This window comes from Alishewanella sp. BS5-314, assembly GCF_025377695.1.
GTDB classification, from domain to species: Bacteria; Pseudomonadota; Gammaproteobacteria; order Enterobacterales; family Alteromonadaceae; genus Alishewanella; species Alishewanella aestuarii.
Map to the genome: position 1 here is coordinate 325,690 of NZ_JACEHJ010000002.1, position 21,644 is coordinate 347,333.

Here is a 21,644-nt window from a genome sequence, read left to right on the forward strand (position 1 = left end):
TGCTGCCGGTTCAGGGCAGCGGTTTTTGATAGCGATCCAGATAAAAGTCAAAGCTTATCGCCGGTGCGCCGGCGATAAAGTGCTCCAGCGCCGACGGACTGAATTTCCAGCCCAGTGGCACCATGGTAATCAGCGCCTTCAGATCATCGGCCGGCAGCTGTAAGCTAAAACTTAGTCGCTGTCGCTGCACATGCTGTAAGCCGTCGACGGCGACCACCTCAGTGCTGTGTAACCGTACCTGCGGGTAAACCGCTGCCTTGATTTCCTTTAGATGCTCCGGCGCCGGACTGACACTGAACAAAGCGCCACCGTCACGCAATACCCGGCATAGCTCTGCATCCAGCGAGGGGGCGTAGATGCGCAAAATGGCATCAAAACTGGCGGCTGCGAAAGGTAACTGGTAACTGCTGGCAACGGCAAAGCGAACTTGCGGATACTGTTTGGCAGCGGCTTTAATTGCTGCTTTAGAAATATCTACGCCATTGATTGTCAACGCCGGCAGTGCCTGCTGCAGTTGACCGCTGTAATAGCCCTCACCACAGCCCAAATCCAACAGTTCGCTTACTGCTAAAGCCGACAACTGCTCAAGCAGGGCCGTCACGACAGGCTGATACCAGCCGGCTTGCAGGAACTGACGCCTGGCCTGCATCATTAACTGATTATCGCCGGGATCTTTAGATTTTTTTTGCTGTACCGGCAGTAAGTTCACATAGCCTTCGCGGGCCAGATCAAAGCTGTGGCGCTGTGGGCAACGAAACTGCTGTGCCTGTTGTAGCAGTGGCGCCTGACAAAGTGGACAGATATACATAACCAAGCCTGATTCTGGGATCTGACCCTCAACCTCGTTGAGGGTCAGATCCCCAAAGTTACCCAAAGTTGGCTGCAATTATACACTTATTACCTGTCTGATAATGCGTTGTTTGATGGCAAAAGCTGTTCGCACCGGGCAGCAGTGTTATACTGAGGTACACCAAGCAGGAGACAAAGATGCAACATGTAGAACTCTGGTCGCTGGATGAATTGTGCGACCATGCCTTTGATATTTTTGACGAACTGGCGCCGGATAATTTAAGCGCCAGTGATTATCAGACCTATCAGCAACACTATGAAAACCGTAGTTATGTCGATTTGCTGCCGCCGGGTGCCGGCTGGGAAGAATTAGCCGGCGGCGAGCTGGATCCGGAACTGCATTTTGAGGCACAAATTGGTCTCAGTGGTGAAGCAGGCGCGGAAGATCAGATATTAGCGCGCATTCTGCTAAGCCGTGATAAAGACGAAACCCTGTGTCATGCCTTATGGCGCGGTCAGTTTTAAGTTAGCTGTTTTAAGTCAGCCGAATCAGTTCAGGAGTACTTCATGTTACTTAACGTCGGACAAAGCCAGCTACTGGTCATTGATTTACAAACCAAACTGGCTCCTGCCATCGACTTGACTGATGAAGTGGAGCGCGCAGCGATTTGGTTGTTACAGGTCGCCGGTTTATGTCAGGTGCCGGTACTGGCTACTGAGCATTACCCCAAAGGCTTGGGGCACAGTTTACCTTCGGTACTGGAATGGCTGACACCAGATGCGGTGCTGGAGAAAATCCATTTTAGTGCCTGGCGCGAAGCTCATATTCAGCAGCGGCTGGCAGAGAGTGGTCGCCGTCAGGTGGTGGTAATAGGCACTGAGACCCATGTTTGTGTGCTGCAAACTGTTATGGATTTGCTGACGGCTGGCTATCAGGTATTTGTGGTGACGGATGCGGTAGGCTCCCGTACCGCTGAAAACAAGCAACTGGGGTTAAACCGGATGCAGCAGGCAGGTGCGGTGCTGGTGAGTCGTGAGATGGTTGCCTTTGAGTGGCTGGAGCGGGCTGGTACAGAGTTATTCCGGCAAATTAGTAAAGGCTGGATCCGCTAATAGCAACGGTAGCAGCAACCAAAAACCAAAGGTATCTGACCCCGAACCTTAGTTCGGGGTCAGATACCTCAAGTTCACAAGTTATTCACCTAGTAACTGTTCCAACACTAGCGCCAAGCGCACTGCTGCCTGCTGCAAGCGGGTTAGCAGCACCCCTTGGTATTGTTCCAGATAGGCATCGTCAATCAACATGCCGGGGCGGTAATGTTGATAAATATCATAGGTAATGGCCGCCGACTCATTGGCCCAATCGAGTACCTCGCCCTGTTGCCAGCTGGCGCGCTGCTCAGCGGTAATTTGTTCAAATAACTGCTCCTGCAGCAGAAAATCTTCGTCATAGCCAAGCTTATGCAGCATATTGCTATCCCAGACGCCATGCAGATTGGTTGGCAGTTCGTGGCTGTAGAAATAGACTGCAGTGCGGTTGCCGCCAAGGTCATCAGCATAGCTGACATGCAATGGCTGATGCAGATCACCCAGGTGATGTGCTAAAAAAAGCAGTGCTTGCCAGTCGCTGCTATCGGCGCTCAGGCGCTGTTGCATCATGCTAATCGCCGATAAAATGCAGCCATGCTCCGGGCAATATTCGGCCTTCACCTGTTTTTCGCCGCGTGGCATATTGACGTAGTGGTGCGGTGCCGTCCAACGAAACTCCTCCTGGCTGCGCACTTCATCCGGCCAGGCACAGGCGGCACCAAACTCATGGTGCGGCGAGGCTTCAACCAGGCTGGCGACTTGCTGCTGTGCCTTAGCGGACAACAGCTGCAACGCCATATCACACACCATGGCATGACCGGTGCGGCCAAAGCCATAGCTATAGCTACTCAGGGTTAACAATAAAACGATAAGCGCCAGGCGCATGGTTATTCTCCAACAAGTTGCATAATCTGATAATGACTGGCTGGGTTGCCCAGCTGTTGCTGTACTTCAGACAGCGCCGGTGCCAGGCTTTGTGCCAGGGTATAGGGCGGGTTAACCACCAGCATACCGCTACCGGTCATACCATGGCCCGGGCTGTCGGCATGCAGGTTAAATTCAATCCGTAGCTGATTCTTAATGCCGGTGGCGACAATGGCCGCGATAAACTGTTCAATACTATGGCGCTCAATCACCGGATACCAGATCGCATAGGTTGCTTGTGGAAAGCGTTTATAGGCTTCATGCAGGCCTTTAATCAGATCCTGATATTCGGTTTTCAGCTCATACGGTGGGTCAATTAATACCAGGCCGCGTTTAACTAAAGGTGGCAACATCGCCTTAATACCGGCGAAGGCATCAATATTCTCAATCCGCGTTAAACGGCGCTGTAAAAACTGGCTTTGCAGCAGCGGAAAATCACTTGGATGCAGCTCGGTGGCCTGCAGCTGATCGCCGGCGCGCAGCAGCATGGCGGCAATCTTGGGTGAACCGGGATAGAAATTCAGTTCGCCATCCGGGTTTAACTGCTTTACGACATCCAGATATTTGCCAAGTAACGGGCTTTGCGGCTGATAGTGCCACAGCTTGCCGATACCCTCAGTATATTCGGCGGTTTTCTGCGCCTGGCTGCTTTGCAAGCTGTACAGGCCGGCACCGGCATGGGTGTCGTGATAGCACAAGGGCTTATCTTTTTGCAGCAGGTAATCCAGAATGGCAACTTCGGTCAGATGTTTTAACACATCGGCATGATTGCCGGCGTGAAAACTGTGGCGGTAACTGAGCATGCATTAACCTTAGATCGGGTTCAGGCTGGCAAGGATACTGCGTTAGCATAAAAAAACAAGTATCATAGCCGCCGGTCTTAAGCTTAGTTAACCCGTCAGGACACCGCATGTCTGCCAGCAACAAAAAATCATCCGCCGCCAAAAGCCGCGACCCACTGCAAAAGCCCTGGCAGCGCCAGACAAAAGCGAAAGCCGCAGTTAGCCAGAGCGCTACGGTTGGAGTAGGTTTGCCAAAAGTGGCGGCCAAAGAAACGGCAAAGGCGCCGCGGCAGGAGGAAAGCAAAGTTTATGGCGAAAACGCCTGTCGCGAGTTATTCCGCCAGCGCCCGGAAGCGATTATCCGGCTCTATATCAACAGCGAGTTAGCGCCCCGGTTTGCAGACTTAATGAAATATCTGGCGCAGCAAAAGCGTGCCTATCACTTAGTGGATGATACTGAGCTGGAAAAAGTGGCCGGCAGTCAGCACCACGGTGGCATAGTGCTGTTGGTGAAACGCAAGCCGGTCACCAGCCTGGCACTGTATTTGCGGCAAAAGCGTAAACAGGATTGTTTACTGGCACTGGATGGTGTCGGCAATCCGCACAATCTGGGCGCCATTACCCGTAGCTGCGCCCACTTTGGCGTAAACGGCATTATTATGCGCGAGCCGCATTTATTGCAATCCGGTGCCGCTTTACGTACCGCTGAAGGCGGTGGTGAGTTTGTCGATGGCCTGGCATGTGATGATTTGCCGCTGGCGCTTAAGCTTTGTAAAGACGCGGGCTATACGCTGATCACCACGTCCAGCCATGGCGGCAGCTCGCTTTATAACACTGCCTTGCCAGCCAAAGTGGTGATTGTATTTGGCGAAGAGATGTTTGGCGTATCGAAAAATGTGGCTAAGAGTGCCGATATTGCGCTGCAAATTCCGGGCTCAGGCAAGGTAGAGTCACTAAATGTCAGTGTTGCGGCCAGCCTGATTTTAGGCGAGTGGTACCGGCAGCAGCAAGGCTAATGCTGGCGGCCTAATCGGCAACTGGCAGGGTTAAACCTGCCGGCGGCTCAGTGCCTATATATTGAAAACGTGGGATCAGCTCACCGGCAATTTCAACGTTTTCGGCAAACATGGTGGCAGGGCGGGCCCAAAGGCCAAAGTCAGCATACAGTGCCCGGTAGATCGCCAGCCACTCCTCAGTTTCACTGTGCCTGGCCAGGTCCAGCAACTGATAATAAGCGCCTTTATAATGCTGATAATAACCCGGCGCTAACGCCGGTTTAGCCTTGTTGTTCATACCAGCCTTCAAAAATAATCTGCGCTGACAGGCTATCCACCTTATCCTTGCTTAAATTGCGATAACCGCCCTCGGCAAATAAGCGGCTACGCGCATCGGCGGTGGATAAACGCTCATCATGATAAGCGATAGGTAAACCAAAGCGGCCATGTAAGCGGTTGGCAAATTTGCGGGTACGGGCGGTAAACTCCTGCTCGCTGCCGTCCATATTTAGTGGCAAGCCCACTAACAACAGCTGTGGTTGCCATTCCTGAATTAAGCGTTCAATGTGCTGCCAATCCGGGATCCCGTCTTTGGCCTTTAAAGCCGCGAGCAAGGTGGCGCTGCCAGTAAGCTCTGAGCCTACGGCCACGCCGATGCTTTTTGTACCATAATCAAAACATAAAATGGTGCGGGCGGTCATCAGGCGTGTCCTGCCTCACCGGTCAGTTGCCACGGTTGAATACCGATACTGGCGGTGGCTTTTTGCCATTTCTCGGCATGGCTGAGATCAAAAATAATCCGGTTGTCGGCGGGGATCACTAACCAGCTGTTATCGGCGATTTCCTGCTCCAACTGGCCGGCAGTCCAGCCAGCATAGCCCAGCGCCAGTAAGAACTTCTCCGGTGCCTGCTCGGTAGTCAGATCCTGCAAAATATCTTTCGAGGTGGTAACCATTAAACCATTTTCCAGCTGTAAACTGCTGTGATAACCGGGTTTGGCGGTATGCAATACAAAGCCACGGTCATGCTGTACCGGCCCACCGGCAACCACCTTGGCCTGTGCCGCCGGACTCTTGGCATCGTAGCTGATTTCCAACTGCTCTAACAGCTCAGCCAGTGACACATTCATCGGATGATTGATCACTATGCCCATGGCGCCTTCTTCGTTATGTTCACACAGGTAAGTGACACTGCGTTTAAACATCGGATCGTCCAGTGATGGCATTGCGATTAAGAAATGATTCTGGAAACCTTGCATACTGTTCTCCTTGATCAACCTGTGGTGCGACCAACTAACTACGAACCTGCTGCCAGGCGACGCTCGATAGCATCAAATAACATACCGGTAATACTGATCGGGAAGGCGGCTTCGATTTCCCGGATACAGGTCGGGCTGGTGACATTAATTTCGGTCAGTTTGTCACCGATCACGTCCAGGCCGACGAAGATTAAACCTTTGGCCTTTAAGGTTGGGCCTAGGGCTTTGGCAATGGCCCAGTCGCTGTCTGACAGCGGACGGGCTTCGCCACGGCCGCCGGCGGCTAAATTACCGCGGGTTTCACCCGAAGCGGGGATCCGTGCTAAGCAGTATGGCACAGGTTCGCCGTCAACCACTAAGATTCGTTTATCGCCGTCGACAATTTCCGGAATATAGCGCTGCGCCATCGCATACTGACTGCCATGGGCGGTGAGCGTTTCTAAAATTACACTGACATTCGGATCTTCAGGTTTTAAGCGGAAGATCGAGGCGCCGCCCATGCCATCCAGTGGTTTTAAAATCACATCCTGTTCTTGCTGATAGAAGGCTTTTAAGCGCTTAGGATCACGGCTGACCAGGGTTTTTGGCGTAAACTGACTAAACCAGCTGGTATAGAGCTTTTCGTTGGCATCGCGCAGACTTTGCGGCTTATTGACAATCAGCGTGCCGGCATCCTCGGCGCGCTCCAGCATATAGGTGGCGTAGATATATTCGGTATCAAAGGGCGGATCTTTGCGCATCAGAATCACGTTGAGCTCGCTCAGCGCCAGATCCTGTTCGCTACCAAAGTGATACCAGCGCTCCGGGTTGGGCTCGACGCTCAGTAAGCGCGTACGGGCGCGGGCCTGACCTTGCATTAAATACAGATCCGCCATTTCCATATAGTGGATTTCATAGCCGCGGCGCTGCGCTTCCAGCAGCATGGCAAAGCTGGAGTCTTTTTTGATATTGATGTCCGCAATCGGGTCCATCACGATGCCAAGTTTAATTGCTGTCATGCTTATCCTCAGGCGAGATCGCCAAATTGCAGTTGCAGGGCGCTGATCGCGGTCAGCGCTGCCGTTTCAGTGCGCAAAATTCTCGGACCCAGCGTAATACCGGTAAAGCCGGCGGCCGCGGTTTGGCTGACTTCAGTATCGGTAAAGCCACCTTCCGGACCTATTACCAACTGAATATCGCTGGCCGGAGTTAGGGTCTTAATGGTGGCGGCAGCGCGCGGATCCAAGGTCAGCCGTAAAGCTTTTGTTGGGGTGGCCAGCCATTGCTGCAGACTAACCGCGGTATGCACTGTTGGCACCACACTACGTCCGCTTTGCTCGCAGGCGCTGATCGCAATCTTTTGCCACTGCTCGGTACGTTTTGCCAAACGCTCGGCATCCAGTTTGACGCCGCAGCGCTCGGTAAACAGTGGGGTGATTTCGGTCACGCCAAGCTCTACTGCTTTTTGAATGGCGAAATCCATCCGGTCACCACGGGAAATGCCCTGACCTAAGTGGATACGCAGCGGGGATTCGACCGGATTGTCGCTGCTGCTGTCGATAGTAACCCACAGCTGTTTCTTGCCGACTTCGCTGATGGTAGCGGCATAGTTTTTGCCATCGCCATTAAACAATTGTAACGGCTGTCCTGTTTGCATTCGCAGCACCCGGCCGACGTGGTTGGCCGCGTCGTCACTCAGGGCAAGCTTAGCGCCGGCTGGCAGGGCTGATGGCTGGTAGATTCGTATTGTTCGCATCTTGTCGTTCTGTTTAACTGAAAAAAGCCTGAGGCTAATATTACCAGTGTTTTGTCTTAACCCAGCGCTAATCAATAAAAAAAGGCCCCGCAGGGCCTTAGTCAAAACGCGTGTTGCTTAGCGGTTGGGGATATAGTCGTAAGTCGCACCTAAGCCCAGCGGAATATCCAGTGCCCAGAAGCCAAGCAGGAAGGCAGTCCAGAGTACCAGCATCGCAATAGAGTAGGGCAGCATTAACGCTACCAAGGTACCAATGCCGCTGTTCTTCACATACTTTTGACAGAACACGACGATCAGTGGGAAGTACGGCAGCAGTGGGGTGATAATATTGGTCGAAGAGTCACCAACGCGGTAGGCTGCCTGTGTCAGGTCCGGGGAAATGCCCAGTTCCATTAGCATCGGTACCATGATAGCGCCAATCAGTGCCCATTTGGCAGAAGCTGAGCCGACAACCAGGTTAACTAAACCGGATAAAAACACGATACCCACCAGCGTCATTGCCAGTGGTAGTCCCATAGCTTTTAACGCATTGGCGCCTTTTAACGCCAGTAATACTCCCAGATTCGACTGGTTAAAGGCATACAGGAACAGCGCACAGAAGAACGCCATCACGATGTAGTAGCCCATACCACTCATTGCATTGCTCATGCCTTTGATGATATCACGGTGAGTTTGCACTGTACCGGCAACATAACCATAGACAATACCCGGTACCAGGAAGAACACAAAAATCAGCGTTACAATCGACTTCATCAGTGGCGAAGCGGCAACCAGCAGCGGGTTCATCCCCTCGGCAACTTGCTCAGCGGGTGCTGCCCAAGGGGTAGCGGCAGGTACAACAATGCTCAGTGCCAGCAAAGCGGCAACGACAAACATCGAAATCACGGCAGCGCGTAAGCCTTTCCGCTCTTGAGCACTTAGTGCATCCATCTTCACCATCTGTGACGTATCGCCATCAACCTTGGTCGCCTGTAAGCGCGGCTCAATCACTTTATCCGTTAAAAACCAGCCGATTACGACAATCAGGAAAGTGGATGCGGTGGTAAAGATATAATTATTTAGCGGATTAATGGTAACAGTTGGATCCAGCAGCTGGGCTGAAACCTGCGTCATACCGGCCAGTAACGGGTCCAGGCTGGAAGGAACGAAGAAGGTGGCAGAGAACCCCCCGGAAACACCGGCAAAGGCTGCTGCGATACCGGCCAATGGATGACGGCCCGCAGCATAGAAAATTACCGCACCCAGCGGAATCACCAGCACATAGCCGGCATCTACCGCCACATGGCTTAGTACACCCACGGCAATTAACACTGGGGTTAATAACATCTTGGGTGTCACGGCCAGAATAGAGCGTAAACCGGCATTAATAAAGCCGGTATATTCCGCGACACCTAAACCTAACATCGCGACCAATACTACACCTAATGGCGGGAAGTTAACAAAGGTTGTCACAATATTGGAGGCAAACTGAGTAAGAGCAGCCCCGGATAGCAGGTTAACAATTTGCACCTGCTGTCCGCTGCGAGGGTCGATTTCGGTAAAGGTCATTCCGGAAAATAACCAGGACAGGCCCCAGACGATAACCATTAACAGTGCAAAGAGCACGGCCGGATCGGGTAATTTATTCCCGATCACCTCAATGGTATTGAGTGCACGGTTCATCCAGCCGTTATTCACGGCGGCGGTTTGTTCTGACATAGCAGTTCCTTTCTCTTTCTTTTTTATTGTGTGATTGCTAAGCGCAATCAGACCCTGGAGGCTAAAACGCCCTAATAATACACAAAAGCGCGCTTCGGGTAAGCGGCAAATCGGTTGTGGCAGCAAATTAAAACAAAAAAGGAGAGTCACCTCTCCTTTTTACGGCATTTAACCCGCTATCCGTTATTTGGCGTACTGACGTAACAGCTCAGCTTTATCGGTTTGCTCCCACGGGAACTCGTTACGGCCGAAGTGACCGTAAGCCGCGGTAGGCTGATAAATTGGTCGCTCCAGATCCAACATTTGGATCAGGCCATAAGGACGCAGGTCGAAATGCTCGCGTACCAGTTTGATCAGCTCGTCTTCACTCAGTTTACTGGTACCGAAGGTTTCCAGGCTGATTGAAGTAGGTTCGGCAACACCAATAGCATAAGATACTTGCAGTTCCAGACGCTCTGCCAGACCAGCCGCAACCAGGTTTTTCGCAACATAGCGGGCAGCATAAGCCGCTGAGCGGTCAACCTTGGATGGATCCTTACCAGAGAAAGCTCCACCACCATGGCGCGCCATACCACCGTAGCTATCTACGATAATCTTGCGGCCGGTTAAACCACAGTCACCCATAGGGCCGCCGATCACGAAACGACCGGTTGGGTTGATAAAGAACTTGGTTTTGCTGCTTAACCACTCCGCCGGCAATACAGGCTTGATGATTTCTTCCATTACCGCTTCACGCAGATCTGCGGTGCTGATGGTGTCACAGTGCTGGGTAGAGAGTACTACAGCATCAATACCAACTGGCTTACCGTCTTCATAAATAAAGCTTAACTGCGACTTGGCATCCGGGCGTAACCACGGCAGGGTACCGTCTTTACGCACCTGCGCCTGACGCTGTACCAAGCGGTGTGAATAAGTAATAGGAGCCGGCATCAGCACGTCGGTTTCGTTACTGGCGTAGCCAAACATTAAACCCTGGTCACCCGCGCCTTGCTCACGCGGATCAGCTTTATCTACACCCTGATTGATATCGGGTGATTGTTTACCAATAGCATTTAATACAGCGCAAGAGTCGGCATCAAAACCCATATCGGAGTGGGTATAGCCAATTTCACGTACGGTTTTGCGTACCAGCTCTTCGATATCAACCCAGGCAGAAGTCGTGATTTCGCCACCGACTAACACCATACCTGTTTTAACGAAGGTCTCACAGGCAACACGCGCCTTGCTGTCTTGTTCCAGGATCGCATCCAGTACCGCATCGGAAATCTGATCAGCGATTTTATCCGGATGCCCTTCAGATACAGACTCAGACGTGAAAATATGTTGTGCCATCTGTTAGTTTCCACCACGTTAGTTAATACATAAAGCGCCGTGACACTGTCACAGCGCTGTGATTAAGCAGGCGCAGCAATTGCCAACTCACAATATAACTCAAAATGTATAGCCGGCAGGCGCCAAAAAAATAGCCGCTTATTTTAGTGAAAGCCCCCGGCGATTACCAGAAAAATTTACGCCCAGACGTCTTTCATGCCGGAAATTACGTAAACCTTAGCTGCCGGATCACTGCGCTGCAAAAAAGGTCACAGATAATCATTTGCCATCTGGCAGCGGCTGGGTGAAAATACGGCCATCTAAACCCCCACAGTAATCATTTTGGTAACAGCCTGTGTCGGGTTACACTGCAAACCTCAAGTCTGAATAATCAGCGCAATTTGTCAGGAGTCTGCATGCCATCTCGTAAACAACTCGCCAATGCCATCCGTGCCTTAAGTATGGACGCGGTGCAAAAAGCTAAATCTGGCCACCCCGGCGCCCCAATGGGGATGGCCGATATTGCCGAAGTGTTATGGCGTGACTATCTGAAACATAACCCGCAAAATCCAGGCTGGGCCGACCGGGACCGCTTTGTGCTGTCGAATGGTCACGGCTCGATGCTGATCTATTCGCTGTTACATCTGAGCGGCTATCAATTGTCACTGGATGATCTAAAACAATTCCGCCAATTGCATTCTAAAACCCCGGGTCATCCGGAGTTTGGTTATGCGCCGGGCGTAGAAACCACCACAGGGCCGCTGGGGCAGGGTATTACCAATGCTGTGGGGATGGCGCTGGCCGAAAAAGCGCTGGCGGCGCAGTTTAACCGCCCCGGTTTTGACATTGTGGACCACTATACTTATGTGTTCCTTGGCGACGGCTGTTTAATGGAAGGGATTTCGCACGAAGCCTGTTCCTTGGCCGGTACCCTTGGCCTGGGTAAGCTGATTGCGTTCTGGGATGATAACGGTATTTCGATTGATGGCCATGTTGAAGGCTGGTTTACCGATAATACCCCGGCGCGCTTTGAAGCCTACGGCTGGCATGTGGTGGCCAATGTTGATGGCCATAACCCGGAGGCGATTAAAGCGGCGATTGAACAGGCACGCGCCGTGACCGACAAACCAACACTGATCTGTACCAAAACTGTGATCGGCTATGGCGCACCGAATAAAGGTGGCAGCCATGACTGTCATGGTGCCCCGCTGGGAGAAGCGGAAATTGCCGCAGCCCGCGAATTTTTACAATGGCCTTACGCCCCTTTTGAAATCCCGGCGGATATCTATGCTGATTGGGATGCTAAGGCAGCCGGTGCGGCAGCAGAACAAAGCTGGCAACAGCGCTTTGCTGAATACGAAAAAGCTTATCCGGAACTGGCCACCGAGTTTAAGCGTCGTCATGCCGGTACCTTACCTGCCGATTGGGCAGCACAAAGTCAGGCGTATATTGAGCAATTACAAGCTAACCCGGCAACTATCGCCACCCGTAAGGCATCACAAAATGCGCTGAATGCCTTTGGCCCGCTATTACCGGAGTTTATGGGGGGCTCTGCCGACTTAGCCGGCTCCAACCTGACCATTTGGTCTGGCTCTAAGCCGCTGACCAGAGACGATGCCGCCGGTAACTATGTTTACTACGGAGTGCGCGAATTTGGTATGTCTGCCATGATGAATGGTATCTCGCTGCATGGTGGCTTTGTCCCTTACGGCGCGACCTTCCTGATGTTTATGGAATATGCCCGTAATGCAGTGCGTATGGCTGCGTTGATGAAGCAAAGAGTGATCTTTGTTTATACCCACGATTCAATTGGTTTGGGTGAAGACGGTCCAACGCATCAACCGGTCGAGCAGCTGGCCAGCTTACGTGTTACCCCGAATCTGATGAACTGGCGCCCTTGCGATCAGGTAGAATCAGCGGTGGCCTGGCAGCAAGCGATTGAGCGCCAAGATGGCCCAAGTTCGCTGATTTTTACCCGCCAGAACCTGGTACAGCAGCCGCGTACCGCAGCACAACTGGCCGCGATTAAGCGCGGCGGCTATGTGCTGCTGGACTCTGCCGCGACGCCTGAGCTGATTATCATTGCTACCGGCTCCGAAGTCGAGCTGGCGATGCAGGCTGCTAAAACGTTGCAAGCCGAAGGTAAGGCCGTGCGAGTTGTGTCTATGCCATCGACGGATGTGTTTGAGCAACAGGACGCCAGTTACCGTGAAGCCGTGCTGCCAGCCAGTGTCAGCAAGCGGATTGCGGTGGAAGCCGGTATTATGGATACCTGGTATAAATACGTTGGTTTAAATGGCGCCGTGATTGGTATGCAGACGTTTGGTGAGTCGGCACCGGCTGAGCAGCTATTTGAACACTTTGGTATTACCGCCGCTAACGTGCTGGTGACTGCCAGAACCTTGCTGGCGTAATTCTGGTTTTGTAACGGGCCCTTACCGGGCCCGTTTTTTCATGCTGAGCTTATGACAATTAAACTGGCAATAAACGGCTTTGGCCGTATCGGTCGCAACATTTTGCGCGCCATTTATGAAAACGGCTGGCAACAGCAGTTGCAGGTGGTGGCGATTAATGAGCTGGCGCAAGCCGAAGGTGTGGCGCATCTGCTACGTTACGACAGTGCCCATGGCCGTTTTCGCTATCCGGTTGCGGCGATCCCGGGTGGCTTGAGTGTCGCCGGCGACAAGATTGCACTCTTTAATGAACCTGATCCGCTGGAGTTACCCTGGCGCGAGCTTGGGGTGGATATTGTGCTGGAGTGTACCGGTGTTTTTCACAGCCGGGAGCACGCCAACTGGCATTTGCAGGCCGGTGCCAAAAAAGTGTTATTTTCGCACCCGGCGGACGCCGATATCGATGCCACAGTAATTTACGGCATTAATCAGCATTTGTTAGACGCGCAGATGCAGGTGGTTTCGGCCGGTTCCTGTACCACTAACTGTATTGTACCGGTGATCCAGGTACTGGATCAGCACTTTGGTGTTGAAAGCGGTACTATTACGACCATTCATGCGTCAATGAATGACCAGCAGGTGATTGATGCCTACCATCCGGATTTACGCCGCACCCGTGCTGCCAGCCATTCGATTATTCCGGTGGATACCAAGCTGGCACTGGGGATCGAGCGGATTATGCCGCATCTGGCCGGGCGTTTTGAAGCCATAGCGGTGCGGGTGCCCACTATTAATGTTACGGCGATGGACCTTAGCGTTACCCTGCATCAGGACGTGACCATCACCGAGATTAACCGGGTATTGCGTGCAGCCGGTCAGACCGCACTGAGCGGCATTTTAGATTACACTGAGGCGCCGCTGGTGTCCGTCGACTTTAACCATGATCCGCACTCCTGCATTGTCGATGGCAGCCAAACCCGCGTTAGCCACAAAAGATTAGTGAAATGCCTGGTGTGGTGCGACAACGAATGGGGCTTTGCTAACCGGATGTTGGATACCGCCAGAGTGATGAGCCAAAATTTTTAATTGCAACTTTAATTCGAGTTTAATCCCAGGGAGAGAAAGATGTCTGTGATCCGTATGAGCGACTTAGATCTGCACGGCAAACGTGTACTGATCCGCGAAGATTTAAACGTACCGGTTAAAGACGGCGTGGTAACCTCAGATGCGCGCTTAAAAGCCGCAATTCCTACCATTGAACTGGCGCTGGCTAAGGGCGCGAAAGTGATGGTGATGTCGCATCTGGGCCGCCCGGAAGAGGGCGTGTTTGACGCCGAATCTTCAATGCAGCCGGTAGCAGACTATCTGGCTAAAGCCTTAACGGCACCGGTGCGGCTGGTGGCAGACTACCTAAAGGGTGTTGAGGTTGCGCAGGGCGAAGTGGTGGTGTTTGAAAACGTGCGCTTTAATAAAGGCGAAGGCAAAAACAACGATGAGCTGGCGCAAAAACTGGCCGCGCTTTGCGATGTGTTTGTGATGGATGCCTTTGGTACAGCGCACCGCGCTCAGGCGTCGACTCATGGTGTCGCCAAGTATGCTCAGATTGCTTGCGCCGGCCCATTACTGACCGCAGAACTGGACGCTTTGGCTGCCGCTTTGAAAAATCCAAAACGGCCATTAGTTGCTATCGTCGGTGGTTCGAAGGTTTCTACCAAGCTGACTGTACTGGAGTCACTGTCTGGTATTGTTGATCAGCTGATTGTGGGGGGCGGTATTGCCAATACCTTTATTGCTGCTCAGGGACACAATGTCGGTAAATCATTGTGTGAAAACGACCTGATCCCGGAAGCACAGCGCTTAATGGCGCAGGCGAAAGCCCGTGGGGGTAATATCCCGGTACCCACCGATGTGGTAACAGGTAAAGCCTTTAGTGCCGAGACAAAGGCTGAGTTGAAAAACGTCGCTGCAGTAGCCGCTGATGATATGATTTTTGATGTTGGCCCAGCCACCATCGCTGAATTAACGGCTATTTTGAAAAACGCCGGTACCATTGTCTGGAATGGTCCGGTCGGTGTGTTTGAATTTGACCAGTTTGGTGCCGGTACCAAGGCGCTGGCTGAAGCTATCGCACAAAGCGAGGCGTTTTCAATTGCCGGTGGCGGTGACACCCTGGCGGCGATTGATAAATACGATGTTGCTGCCCAAATTTCCTACATTTCGACCGGTGGTGGTGCATTTCTGGAATTTCTGGAAGGAAAAACCCTACCAGCAGTGGCAATTTTAGAAGAACGCGCTCAGAATTAATAAATAACAAAAAAGAAAACTTTTTACCTAAAACTGTACCTTAGTATAAAAGAGAGGACCTCATGGCTCTGATATCCTTACGGCAAATGCTCGATCACGCCGCCGAATTCGGCTACGGCGTGCCGGCGTTTAACGTAAATAACCTTGAACAGATGCGTGCCATTATGCTGGCTGCCGATAAAACGGATAGCCCAGTAATAGTGCAGGCATCAGCCGGTGCCCGCAAATACGCCGGTGCGCCTTTCCTGCGTCATTTAATCCTGGCGGCAGTGGAAGAGTTTCCGCATATTCCGGTGGTGATGCACCAGGATCACGGTACCTCATTAGCCGTGTGTCAGCGCTCCATTCAATTGGGCTTCTCATCAGTGATGATGGATGGCTCTTTGGGCGAAGATGGTAAAACGCCGATGGACTATGCGTATAACGTTGAAGTAACCCGTCGGGTCGTAGAAATAGCGCATGCCTGTGGTGTCTCAGTAGAAGGTGAGTTAGGTTGTTTAGGGTCACTGGAAACCGGTGAAGCCGGTGAAGAAGATGGTATTGGTGCGGATTGTAAGCTTAGCCATGATCAGATGCTGACCGATCCGGAAGAAGCCGCGCAGTTTGTGCGTGAAACCCAGGTTGATGCGTTAGCGATTGCTTGTGGCACTTCTCATGGTGCTTACAAGTTTAGCCGGCCACCAACAGATGATATTCTGGCGATTGACCGGATTAAAGCCATCCACGAACGGATCCCGGATACCCATCTGGTGATGCACGGCTCCTCTTCAGTGCCGCAAGACTGGCTGGAAATTATCAACGAATATGGCGGCGCCATCCCGGAAACCTATGGTGTGCCGGTAGAGCAAATCCAGCAAGGGATCAAATACGGGGTGCGTAAGGTCAATATTGATACCGACCTGCGTCTGGCGTCGACCGGTGCGATCCGTCGCTATCTGGCGAAGCACCCGGCCGAATTTGATCCGCGTAAATATTTACAGGAATCCGTAAAAGCAATGGCGGATATCTGCGTTGCCCGTTATCAGGCCTTTGGCTGCGCCGGGCAAGGCAGTAAAATCAAGCCGTTGTCATTGGATAAGATGGTTGATTTATATGTGGCAGGCAAATTAACGCCGAACATTAAATAACCAGAATTTTTAATGCGTGTTAAACAAGGTAAGCGCTCTGTTTAACGCAGCTTAAAATTGGTGCTAAACCTTCCGTGCAGGACAGGTGGCGAAAGCCTTGTCAGCGCTGGCTGTCTGTTGACATCCGGCGTTTTACCTGTAATGATGCGGGCGGTTTACCCTCTAAAACGAGGGCTGCTGCCGTGCTATACGGCGACCCCTTACAACATCAGGTTACGTTAATCAGCAATAATTGGTTGGGAACTATGTTTAATAAAAAAATCCATATGAGCCTTGTTGCTTCTGCACTGGCGGGCAGTTTTGCCCTGGCTGGTTCAGCTGCAGCGACAGATTTAAAAGATCTGCATCAGGCAAATGCACAAATCCAGCGTGCAGCAGTACAGTCTCAGGAAAAAATCAATACTATTTACGAGCAGACTCAGGAACTGCTGGGTGAATATCGTGTTGTCGTTGACCAAACCGACAACCTGAAAGTCTATAACGACTTCCTGGCTACTCTGGTTGCTGACCAGCAGCGTCAAATTGATCGCATCCAGCGTCAAATTGACGGCTTAGAAAAGACCAACCAAGGCACAGTGCCACTGATGTTCCGCATGATTGACTCATTAGAGCAATTTATCCAGGCTGACATCCCACTGCGTACCGACCGTCGTTTAGAGCGCGTACAACGTTTGCGTGATCTGATGGCTCGTTCAGACGTGCAGCGTTCTGAGCAATTCCGTCAAATTTTAGAAGCCTATGAAATTGAAATGGGTTACGGCACAGAGCTGGCTGCCTTCCAGGGCACACTGAGCACTGGCGGTAGCGACATTACTGTTGATTTCGTACATCTGGGCCGCTTAGCGCTGATGGCGCTGGCATTAGATGGCAGCTCAGGCTGGGTGTATAACAAGAGCACTGGTAGCTGGGATAAGTTAGCGGATTCATACTTACCGTCAATCGGTAATTTTATCAAGATGGCACGTCGTGAAGCCACGCTTGAAATGGATCGTGTACCACTTTTCGCAGCGGAGTAAGAATAGATGAAATTGGCAATTAAAAGTTTAGTCGTCGCTGCGGCAGTAACACTTTCTGCATCAGTAGCCTTTAACGCGACTGCAAATACTCAGAAGCTGGATCAGTTATTACAGCAAATCCAACAACAGCGCACTGTGGAAGGCCGGATCAACCAAGAGCGCGAGCGTGCTTTCCTGGCTGAGCGTGCAGACAAGCAAGCGTTGTTAAATACCGCTAAGCGCCAACTGGCTGAAGAAGAAGCCCGTGGTAAGCGTTTACAGCAACAATATGCCCAAAACGATATCGCCATTGCTCAGAAACAACAGGAGCTGCAAAGCGCCCTGGGCACTATGGGTGAGGTATTCGGTGTGGTTCGTCAAACAGCGAACAAAACCGTTGGTACTATTTCAAGCTCTATCGTCAGCGCTCAGTATCCAGGTCGTGACGTAGTACTGCGTGATATCGCTGCTGCTACTGAACTGCCAACCATTGAGCAAATGGAAGAGCTGTGGGTAGCGATGTTAACTGAAATGACTGAATCAGGTAAGATCGCTAAGTTTGATGCCGAAGTGGTTGAACTGGCTGGCGGTACTTCTACCCAGCGCGTAACCCGCTTCGGTGCTTTCCACCTGACCACTGGTACTGATTATTTAATTCGTAACGTAGACACTGACCAGATCCAACCACTGGGCCGTGCTCCACAGTCAAAAATCCACAGTTCAGTAGCAGCGTTCCACAACGCCCGCGCTGGTGAATTAACCAGCCTGTACGTTGACCCGACTAAGGGTAACTCACTGTTACGTCTGAACCAGCAACGTGCAACACTGATGGAATACTACCACCAGGGCGGCACTGTAGGTTACCTGATCACGGTATTACTGTTCATCGGCTTACTGATCGCGTTAGAGCGGGTACTGGTACTGTCTGCTGTTGGTGCCAAGATGCGTGCTCAGCTGAAAAACCTGAACAACCCATCTACTAACAACCCGCTGGGCCGGATCCTGAAAGTTTACCACGACAACAAAGATGCTGACGTAGAAAACCTGGAACTGAAACTGGACGAAGCTATCCTGCGCGAAACACCAAAAGTTGACCGTGGTATCGGCTTAATCAAGCTGTTTGCTGCGGTAGCGCCGTTGATGGGTCTGTTAGGTACCGTTATCGGTATGATCCTGACGTTCCAGCAAATTACCCTGTACGGTACTGGTGACCCGAAACTGATGGCCGGTTCAATCTCTCTGGCGCTGGTAACTACCGCTCTGGGTCTGATTGCTGCACTGCCACTGTTGTTCGTACACAGCATTGTACAATCTCGTGCTAAATCAATTCTGCAAGTTCTGGATGAGCAAAGCGCTGGTATCGTAGCGGCTCACGCGGAGAAGGAGAAAGCCTAATGATGCTCCAGCTAATAGGGCTGTGGGAATCGGTACAGGATTTTATCCATACGGGTGGCAACGTCTTGTACGTTGTCGCCGCGGTGCTCTTCATTATGTGGGTATTGATGATTGAGCGCTACTGGTATGTCACTTCGATTTTTCCGAAAATGAAACGGGAAATTGTTGCGAAGTGGGATGCCCGGGAAGATACCACTTCCTGGTATGCGCATAAGATCCGTGACTGCTGGATTTCTGAAGCGACGGATAAACTCGATCAAAGAATGTTACTGATAAAGACACTGGTTGCAATGTGCCCATTAGTGGGCCTGCTTGGAACGGTAACAGGTATGATTGCGGTGTTCGATATTATGGCCACCCAAGGTACCGGTAACCCTCGCACTATGGCGGCGGGTATTTCCATGGCAACTATTCCAACAATGGCCGGTATGGTTGCTGCCTTGTCGGGTGTATTTTTCAGTTCGCGGCTGGAAGTGAAAGTCAAACGGGAAAAAGCAGATCTCGTTGACAGCTTACCGCATCATTAAGAGAGAATTTTTATGGCACGTAAACGTATACGCGAAGACGAAGAGGCCGCAATCGACATTACGCCGATGATGGACATCGTTTTCATTATGTTGATCTTCTTTATCGTGACGACCTCTTTCGTGAAGGAAGCCGGTATTGATGTCAACAAACCTGAAGCCACTCAAGCTGTGAAAAAGCCAAGTGCTACGATCTTTATTGCGATCCGTGCTAATGGTGAAGTTTGGATGGACAAACGGCCAGTTGATGTTGAGCGGGTTTCTGCCAACATTGAGCGTTTAAGAGCGGAGTCACCGACGGATACCATCATTATCCAGGCTGACAAAGAAGCGAAACACGGTGTAGTAATGGAAGTAATGGATCAGATTAAAGCTGCTGACCCATCGCTGGTTATTACTGTTGCCGGGGAGAATAACTAACTATGGTACGTTTCCTAACATCGTTAATTATCGGTGCCGTGGTAACGTTCCTGTTGTTTCTGATTATGGCGCTGCTCATTGAGGGCAGCGGCGACCGCCGGCCTCCTGAGCAGGAGCGTATTGTCATTGAGATTAATACGACGCCGCCGGACTCAGATACACAGACGCGGAATCCACCGCCACCGCCACCACCGCCACCACCGGCTCAGCCGCCACAGCAGCCACAGCCGGAACCAGAGATGACCAATACTGCTGGTGCAGTGTCGTTCAATCTGCCAGGTTTGGACTTAGGTGCTAATACTGGTCTGGGTGATCCGGGCTCGCTGTTACGTGACGGTGACGCTACACCAATCGTGCGGATTGAACCACGCTATCCGGTTCAGGCTGCCCGTGATGGTCTGCAAGGCTGGGTTCGTTTGCGGTTTACCATTATGGAAGATGGCAGTGTCGATGAAGTTGAAGTCATTGAAGCCGAACCTCGCCGTGTGTTCGACCGTGAAGCTATCCGTGCGCTGCGGCGCTGGAAGTACAGCCCGAAAGTGGTAGATGGTAAGCCGGTGCGTCAGCCTGGCCAGCAAGTGCAGCTGGACTTTACCCTTGACATGGCTCAGGGAGGCTAACAGATGAAAAAACTGTCTTTAATTTCTTCTGCGTTATTGGTCGCTGCCAGCGTCAGTTTTTCGGTACCCAGTTTTGCTCAGGTTACCCTGACTGATGCTGATCGTGCCCGGATTGAAGAGCGGAAAAACCGCCGCACCACACTTCCTGGCGAACGTGTGGGGCGTGGTGTGACCCGTGCTTTCGAGCTGTATAACGAAGAAAAGGTCGATGAAGCATTAAAAGTATTGCTTGAGATCCGTGGCGGCAATGATTTCGATAACGCGTTCTTGGCGCGTTTTATCGGTAACTTATACGCTCAGCGTGATGCTAAACAGGCTATCCGTTATCTGGAACAGGCAACTAAGCCAGATGTACTGAGCTTTACTGACCAGGCATCGTCATTGAAGTTGGTCGCTGATTTACAGCAAATGGAAGGTATGCATAAGGATGCCATTCGTAATTACGAGGCCTGGATCCGTTTTACTGGTGAAAACGACCCGGATGTCTATCTGCGGATAGCCAACTCGTATTACCAATTGCAGGACTATAAAAACGTTCTGGTACCAATTGATAATGCCATCCGTTATTCCAGAACACCCAACAAAAACCATTATATGTTGAAGATGGGTGCCCTGTATGAGTCGCGTAATTACCCAAAGACAGTCGAAGTGGTGGAAACCATGGTACAACTGTTCCCGGAGGAGCGGCAGTTCTGGGTTTATCTGGGTAACTTCTATACGCTGGTAGAGGACTACCAGAAGTCGTTAAGTGCGTTCCAAATTGCGTACAATAACGGCTATCTGGAGAGCGAAGCTGAGTTGAAAATGCTGGGCCAGATGTATGCGAATAACAATATTCCATACAAAGCAGCAGCAATTTACGAAAAATACCTGAAAAGCGGTAAAATTAAAAAAGACCGCACTATGTTAACTGCTATTGCATCTAACTTTCAGGCTGCCCGTGAATTTGCCAAAGCAGCGCAGTATTACGGCGAGCTTGCTGCTCTGACCAACGAAGCGGATGCTTACCGTCGTCAAGCGATGGCCTTTATGGCAATTCAGCGTTATAACGATGCACTGAAAGCCTTTGAAGCTACGCTGGCACGCGACTCGAGCAATGCCGGTCGTGTACATATGAGCATGGTTGAGGCCTACCTGAATCAGGGTAAACTGCGTGAAGCTTATGCCTCACTGCAGCAGGCAAAACGTGACTCGGCGACTGCCCGTCAGGCGAATAGCTATGAAAACTATATCAGAGAGAAAGCCCGGGTTAAGGGTATTAATCTCTAATAGTAGCGCTTGAACA

Annotated in this window: 23 protein-coding genes; 13 read left to right on the forward strand and 10 right to left on the reverse strand. The window is 51.5% G+C overall.

What is annotated here, in order from left to right; all coding sequences use genetic code 11:
* Positions 1 to 10: 10 nt before the first annotated feature.
* The gene (rlmA, locus tag H1D31_RS06030; RefSeq protein ID WP_261256931.1) at positions 11 to 808 is read right to left on the reverse strand and encodes a 23S rRNA (guanine(745)-N(1))-methyltransferase; all 798 of its coding nucleotides are present in this window, start codon (positions 806 to 808) and stop codon (positions 11 to 13) included.
* Positions 809 to 987: 179 nt separating this feature from the next.
* Between rlmA and H1D31_RS06035 the strand changes: the two genes are divergently transcribed.
* Together H1D31_RS06035 and H1D31_RS06040 are read left to right on the forward strand one after the other, a co-directional pair.
* Positions 988 to 1,314, forward strand: coding sequence for a DUF440 family protein (locus H1D31_RS06035; RefSeq protein ID WP_008949650.1), 327 nt, complete (start codon positions 988 to 990; stop codon positions 1,312 to 1,314).
* Positions 1,315 to 1,356: 42 nt separating this feature from the next.
* The gene (locus H1D31_RS06040; protein ID WP_065954803.1) at positions 1,357 to 1,902 is read left to right on the forward strand and encodes a hydrolase; all 546 of its coding nucleotides are present in this window, start codon (positions 1,357 to 1,359) and stop codon (positions 1,900 to 1,902) included.
* A gap of 81 nt (positions 1,903 to 1,983) precedes the next feature.
* Here the strand turns inward: H1D31_RS06040 and H1D31_RS06045 are convergent, their stop codons facing one another.
* Together H1D31_RS06045 and H1D31_RS06050 are read right to left on the reverse strand one after the other, a co-directional pair.
* Positions 1,984 to 2,763: a S1/P1 nuclease gene (locus H1D31_RS06045; protein ID WP_008949648.1), complete on the reverse strand. Its 780-nt coding sequence runs from the start codon at positions 2,761 to 2,763 to the stop codon at positions 1,984 to 1,986.
* Positions 2,764 to 2,765: 2 nt separating this feature from the next.
* Positions 2,766 to 3,605 (reverse strand): 23S rRNA (adenine(2030)-N(6))-methyltransferase RlmJ, encoded by an 840-nt coding sequence (locus H1D31_RS06050; RefSeq protein ID WP_261256935.1) that lies wholly within the window; start codon positions 3,603 to 3,605, stop codon positions 2,766 to 2,768.
* A gap of 107 nt (positions 3,606 to 3,712) precedes the next feature.
* Between H1D31_RS06050 and H1D31_RS06055 the strand changes: the two genes are divergently transcribed.
* The gene (locus H1D31_RS06055; protein ID WP_261256937.1) at positions 3,713 to 4,600 is read left to right on the forward strand and encodes a tRNA/rRNA methyltransferase; all 888 of its coding nucleotides are present in this window, start codon (positions 3,713 to 3,715) and stop codon (positions 4,598 to 4,600) included.
* A 10-nt stretch (positions 4,601 to 4,610) separates the two neighbouring features.
* On the opposite strand, the gene H1D31_RS06060 is transcribed toward H1D31_RS06055, so the two are convergent.
* The 7 genes from H1D31_RS06060 to metK form a co-directional block, all read right to left on the reverse strand.
* Positions 4,611 to 4,877, reverse strand: a complete 267-nt coding sequence (locus H1D31_RS06060) for a DUF1653 domain-containing protein (protein ID WP_008610037.1) — start codon at positions 4,875 to 4,877, stop codon at positions 4,611 to 4,613.
* Positions 4,861 to 5,280 carry a Holliday junction resolvase RuvX gene (gene ruvX, locus H1D31_RS06065; RefSeq protein WP_008949645.1) on the reverse strand — a complete coding sequence of 140 codons (420 nt, stop codon included), beginning with the start codon at positions 5,278 to 5,280 and terminating at the stop codon, positions 4,861 to 4,863. Before ruvX ends, H1D31_RS06060 begins: the two co-directional genes overlap by 17 nt.
* Positions 5,280 to 5,837: a YqgE/AlgH family protein gene (locus H1D31_RS06070; RefSeq protein ID WP_008610041.1), complete on the reverse strand. Its 558-nt coding sequence runs from the start codon at positions 5,835 to 5,837 to the stop codon at positions 5,280 to 5,282. Before H1D31_RS06070 ends, ruvX begins: the two co-directional genes overlap by 1 nt.
* A gap of 38 nt (positions 5,838 to 5,875) precedes the next feature.
* Positions 5,876 to 6,835 (reverse strand): glutathione synthase, encoded by a 960-nt coding sequence (gene gshB / locus H1D31_RS06075; protein WP_261256945.1) that lies wholly within the window; start codon positions 6,833 to 6,835, stop codon positions 5,876 to 5,878.
* Positions 6,836 to 6,843: 8 nt separating this feature from the next.
* On the reverse strand, positions 6,844 to 7,572 hold the full coding sequence (gene rsmE / locus H1D31_RS06080; RefSeq protein ID WP_261256948.1) for a 16S rRNA (uracil(1498)-N(3))-methyltransferase: 729 nt from the start codon (positions 7,570 to 7,572) through the stop codon (positions 6,844 to 6,846).
* A gap of 117 nt (positions 7,573 to 7,689) precedes the next feature.
* Positions 7,690 to 9,270 (reverse strand): AbgT family transporter, encoded by a 1,581-nt coding sequence (locus H1D31_RS06085; protein WP_261256950.1) that lies wholly within the window; start codon positions 9,268 to 9,270, stop codon positions 7,690 to 7,692.
* Between the two features lie 183 nt (positions 9,271 to 9,453).
* A complete protein-coding gene (metK, locus tag H1D31_RS06090) occupies positions 9,454 to 10,602 on the reverse strand; it encodes a methionine adenosyltransferase (protein ID WP_008610045.1) in 1,149 nt (382 codons plus the stop codon).
* 395 nt (positions 10,603 to 10,997) lie between these two features.
* Here metK and tkt point away from each other — a divergent pair, with 395 nt between their 5' ends.
* The 10 genes from tkt (at position 10,998) to H1D31_RS06140 (ending at position 21,628) form a co-directional block, all read left to right on the forward strand.
* Positions 10,998 to 12,995, forward strand: a complete 1,998-nt coding sequence (gene tkt, locus H1D31_RS06095) for a transketolase (protein ID WP_261256952.1) — start codon at positions 10,998 to 11,000, stop codon at positions 12,993 to 12,995.
* A 51-nt stretch (positions 12,996 to 13,046) separates the two neighbouring features.
* Complete coding sequence (gene epd, locus H1D31_RS06100) at positions 13,047 to 14,060, forward strand: erythrose-4-phosphate dehydrogenase (RefSeq protein WP_261256954.1); 1,014 nt, start codon at positions 13,047 to 13,049, stop codon at positions 14,058 to 14,060.
* Between the two features lie 39 nt (positions 14,061 to 14,099).
* Positions 14,100 to 15,278 carry a phosphoglycerate kinase gene (locus H1D31_RS06105; RefSeq protein WP_065954793.1) on the forward strand — a complete coding sequence of 393 codons (1,179 nt, stop codon included), beginning with the start codon at positions 14,100 to 14,102 and terminating at the stop codon, positions 15,276 to 15,278.
* A gap of 62 nt (positions 15,279 to 15,340) precedes the next feature.
* Positions 15,341 to 16,405 carry a class II fructose-bisphosphate aldolase gene (fba, locus tag H1D31_RS06110; protein ID WP_008610050.1) on the forward strand — a complete coding sequence of 355 codons (1,065 nt, stop codon included), beginning with the start codon at positions 15,341 to 15,343 and terminating at the stop codon, positions 16,403 to 16,405.
* A gap of 245 nt (positions 16,406 to 16,650) precedes the next feature.
* Positions 16,651 to 17,421 (forward strand): DUF3450 domain-containing protein, encoded by a 771-nt coding sequence (locus tag H1D31_RS06115; RefSeq protein WP_008949635.1) that lies wholly within the window; start codon positions 16,651 to 16,653, stop codon positions 17,419 to 17,421.
* Positions 17,422 to 17,427: 6 nt separating this feature from the next.
* Positions 17,428 to 18,795, forward strand: coding sequence for a MotA/TolQ/ExbB proton channel family protein (locus H1D31_RS06120; RefSeq protein WP_261256960.1), 1,368 nt, complete (start codon positions 17,428 to 17,430; stop codon positions 18,793 to 18,795).
* A 2-nt stretch (positions 18,796 to 18,797) separates the two neighbouring features.
* On the forward strand, positions 18,798 to 19,322 hold the full coding sequence (locus H1D31_RS06125; protein WP_039925623.1) for a MotA/TolQ/ExbB proton channel family protein: 525 nt from the start codon (positions 18,798 to 18,800) through the stop codon (positions 19,320 to 19,322).
* 12 nt (positions 19,323 to 19,334) lie between these two features.
* Positions 19,335 to 19,739 carry an ExbD/TolR family protein gene (locus H1D31_RS06130; RefSeq protein ID WP_008610054.1) on the forward strand — a complete coding sequence of 135 codons (405 nt, stop codon included), beginning with the start codon at positions 19,335 to 19,337 and terminating at the stop codon, positions 19,737 to 19,739.
* A gap of 2 nt (positions 19,740 to 19,741) precedes the next feature.
* Positions 19,742 to 20,359 (forward strand): energy transducer TonB, encoded by a 618-nt coding sequence (locus H1D31_RS06135; protein ID WP_261256964.1) that lies wholly within the window; start codon positions 19,742 to 19,744, stop codon positions 20,357 to 20,359.
* Positions 20,360 to 20,362: 3 nt separating this feature from the next.
* The gene (locus tag H1D31_RS06140) at positions 20,363 to 21,628 is read left to right on the forward strand and encodes a tetratricopeptide repeat protein (protein WP_261256966.1); all 1,266 of its coding nucleotides are present in this window, start codon (positions 20,363 to 20,365) and stop codon (positions 21,626 to 21,628) included.
* Positions 21,629 to 21,644 lie beyond the last annotated feature (16 nt).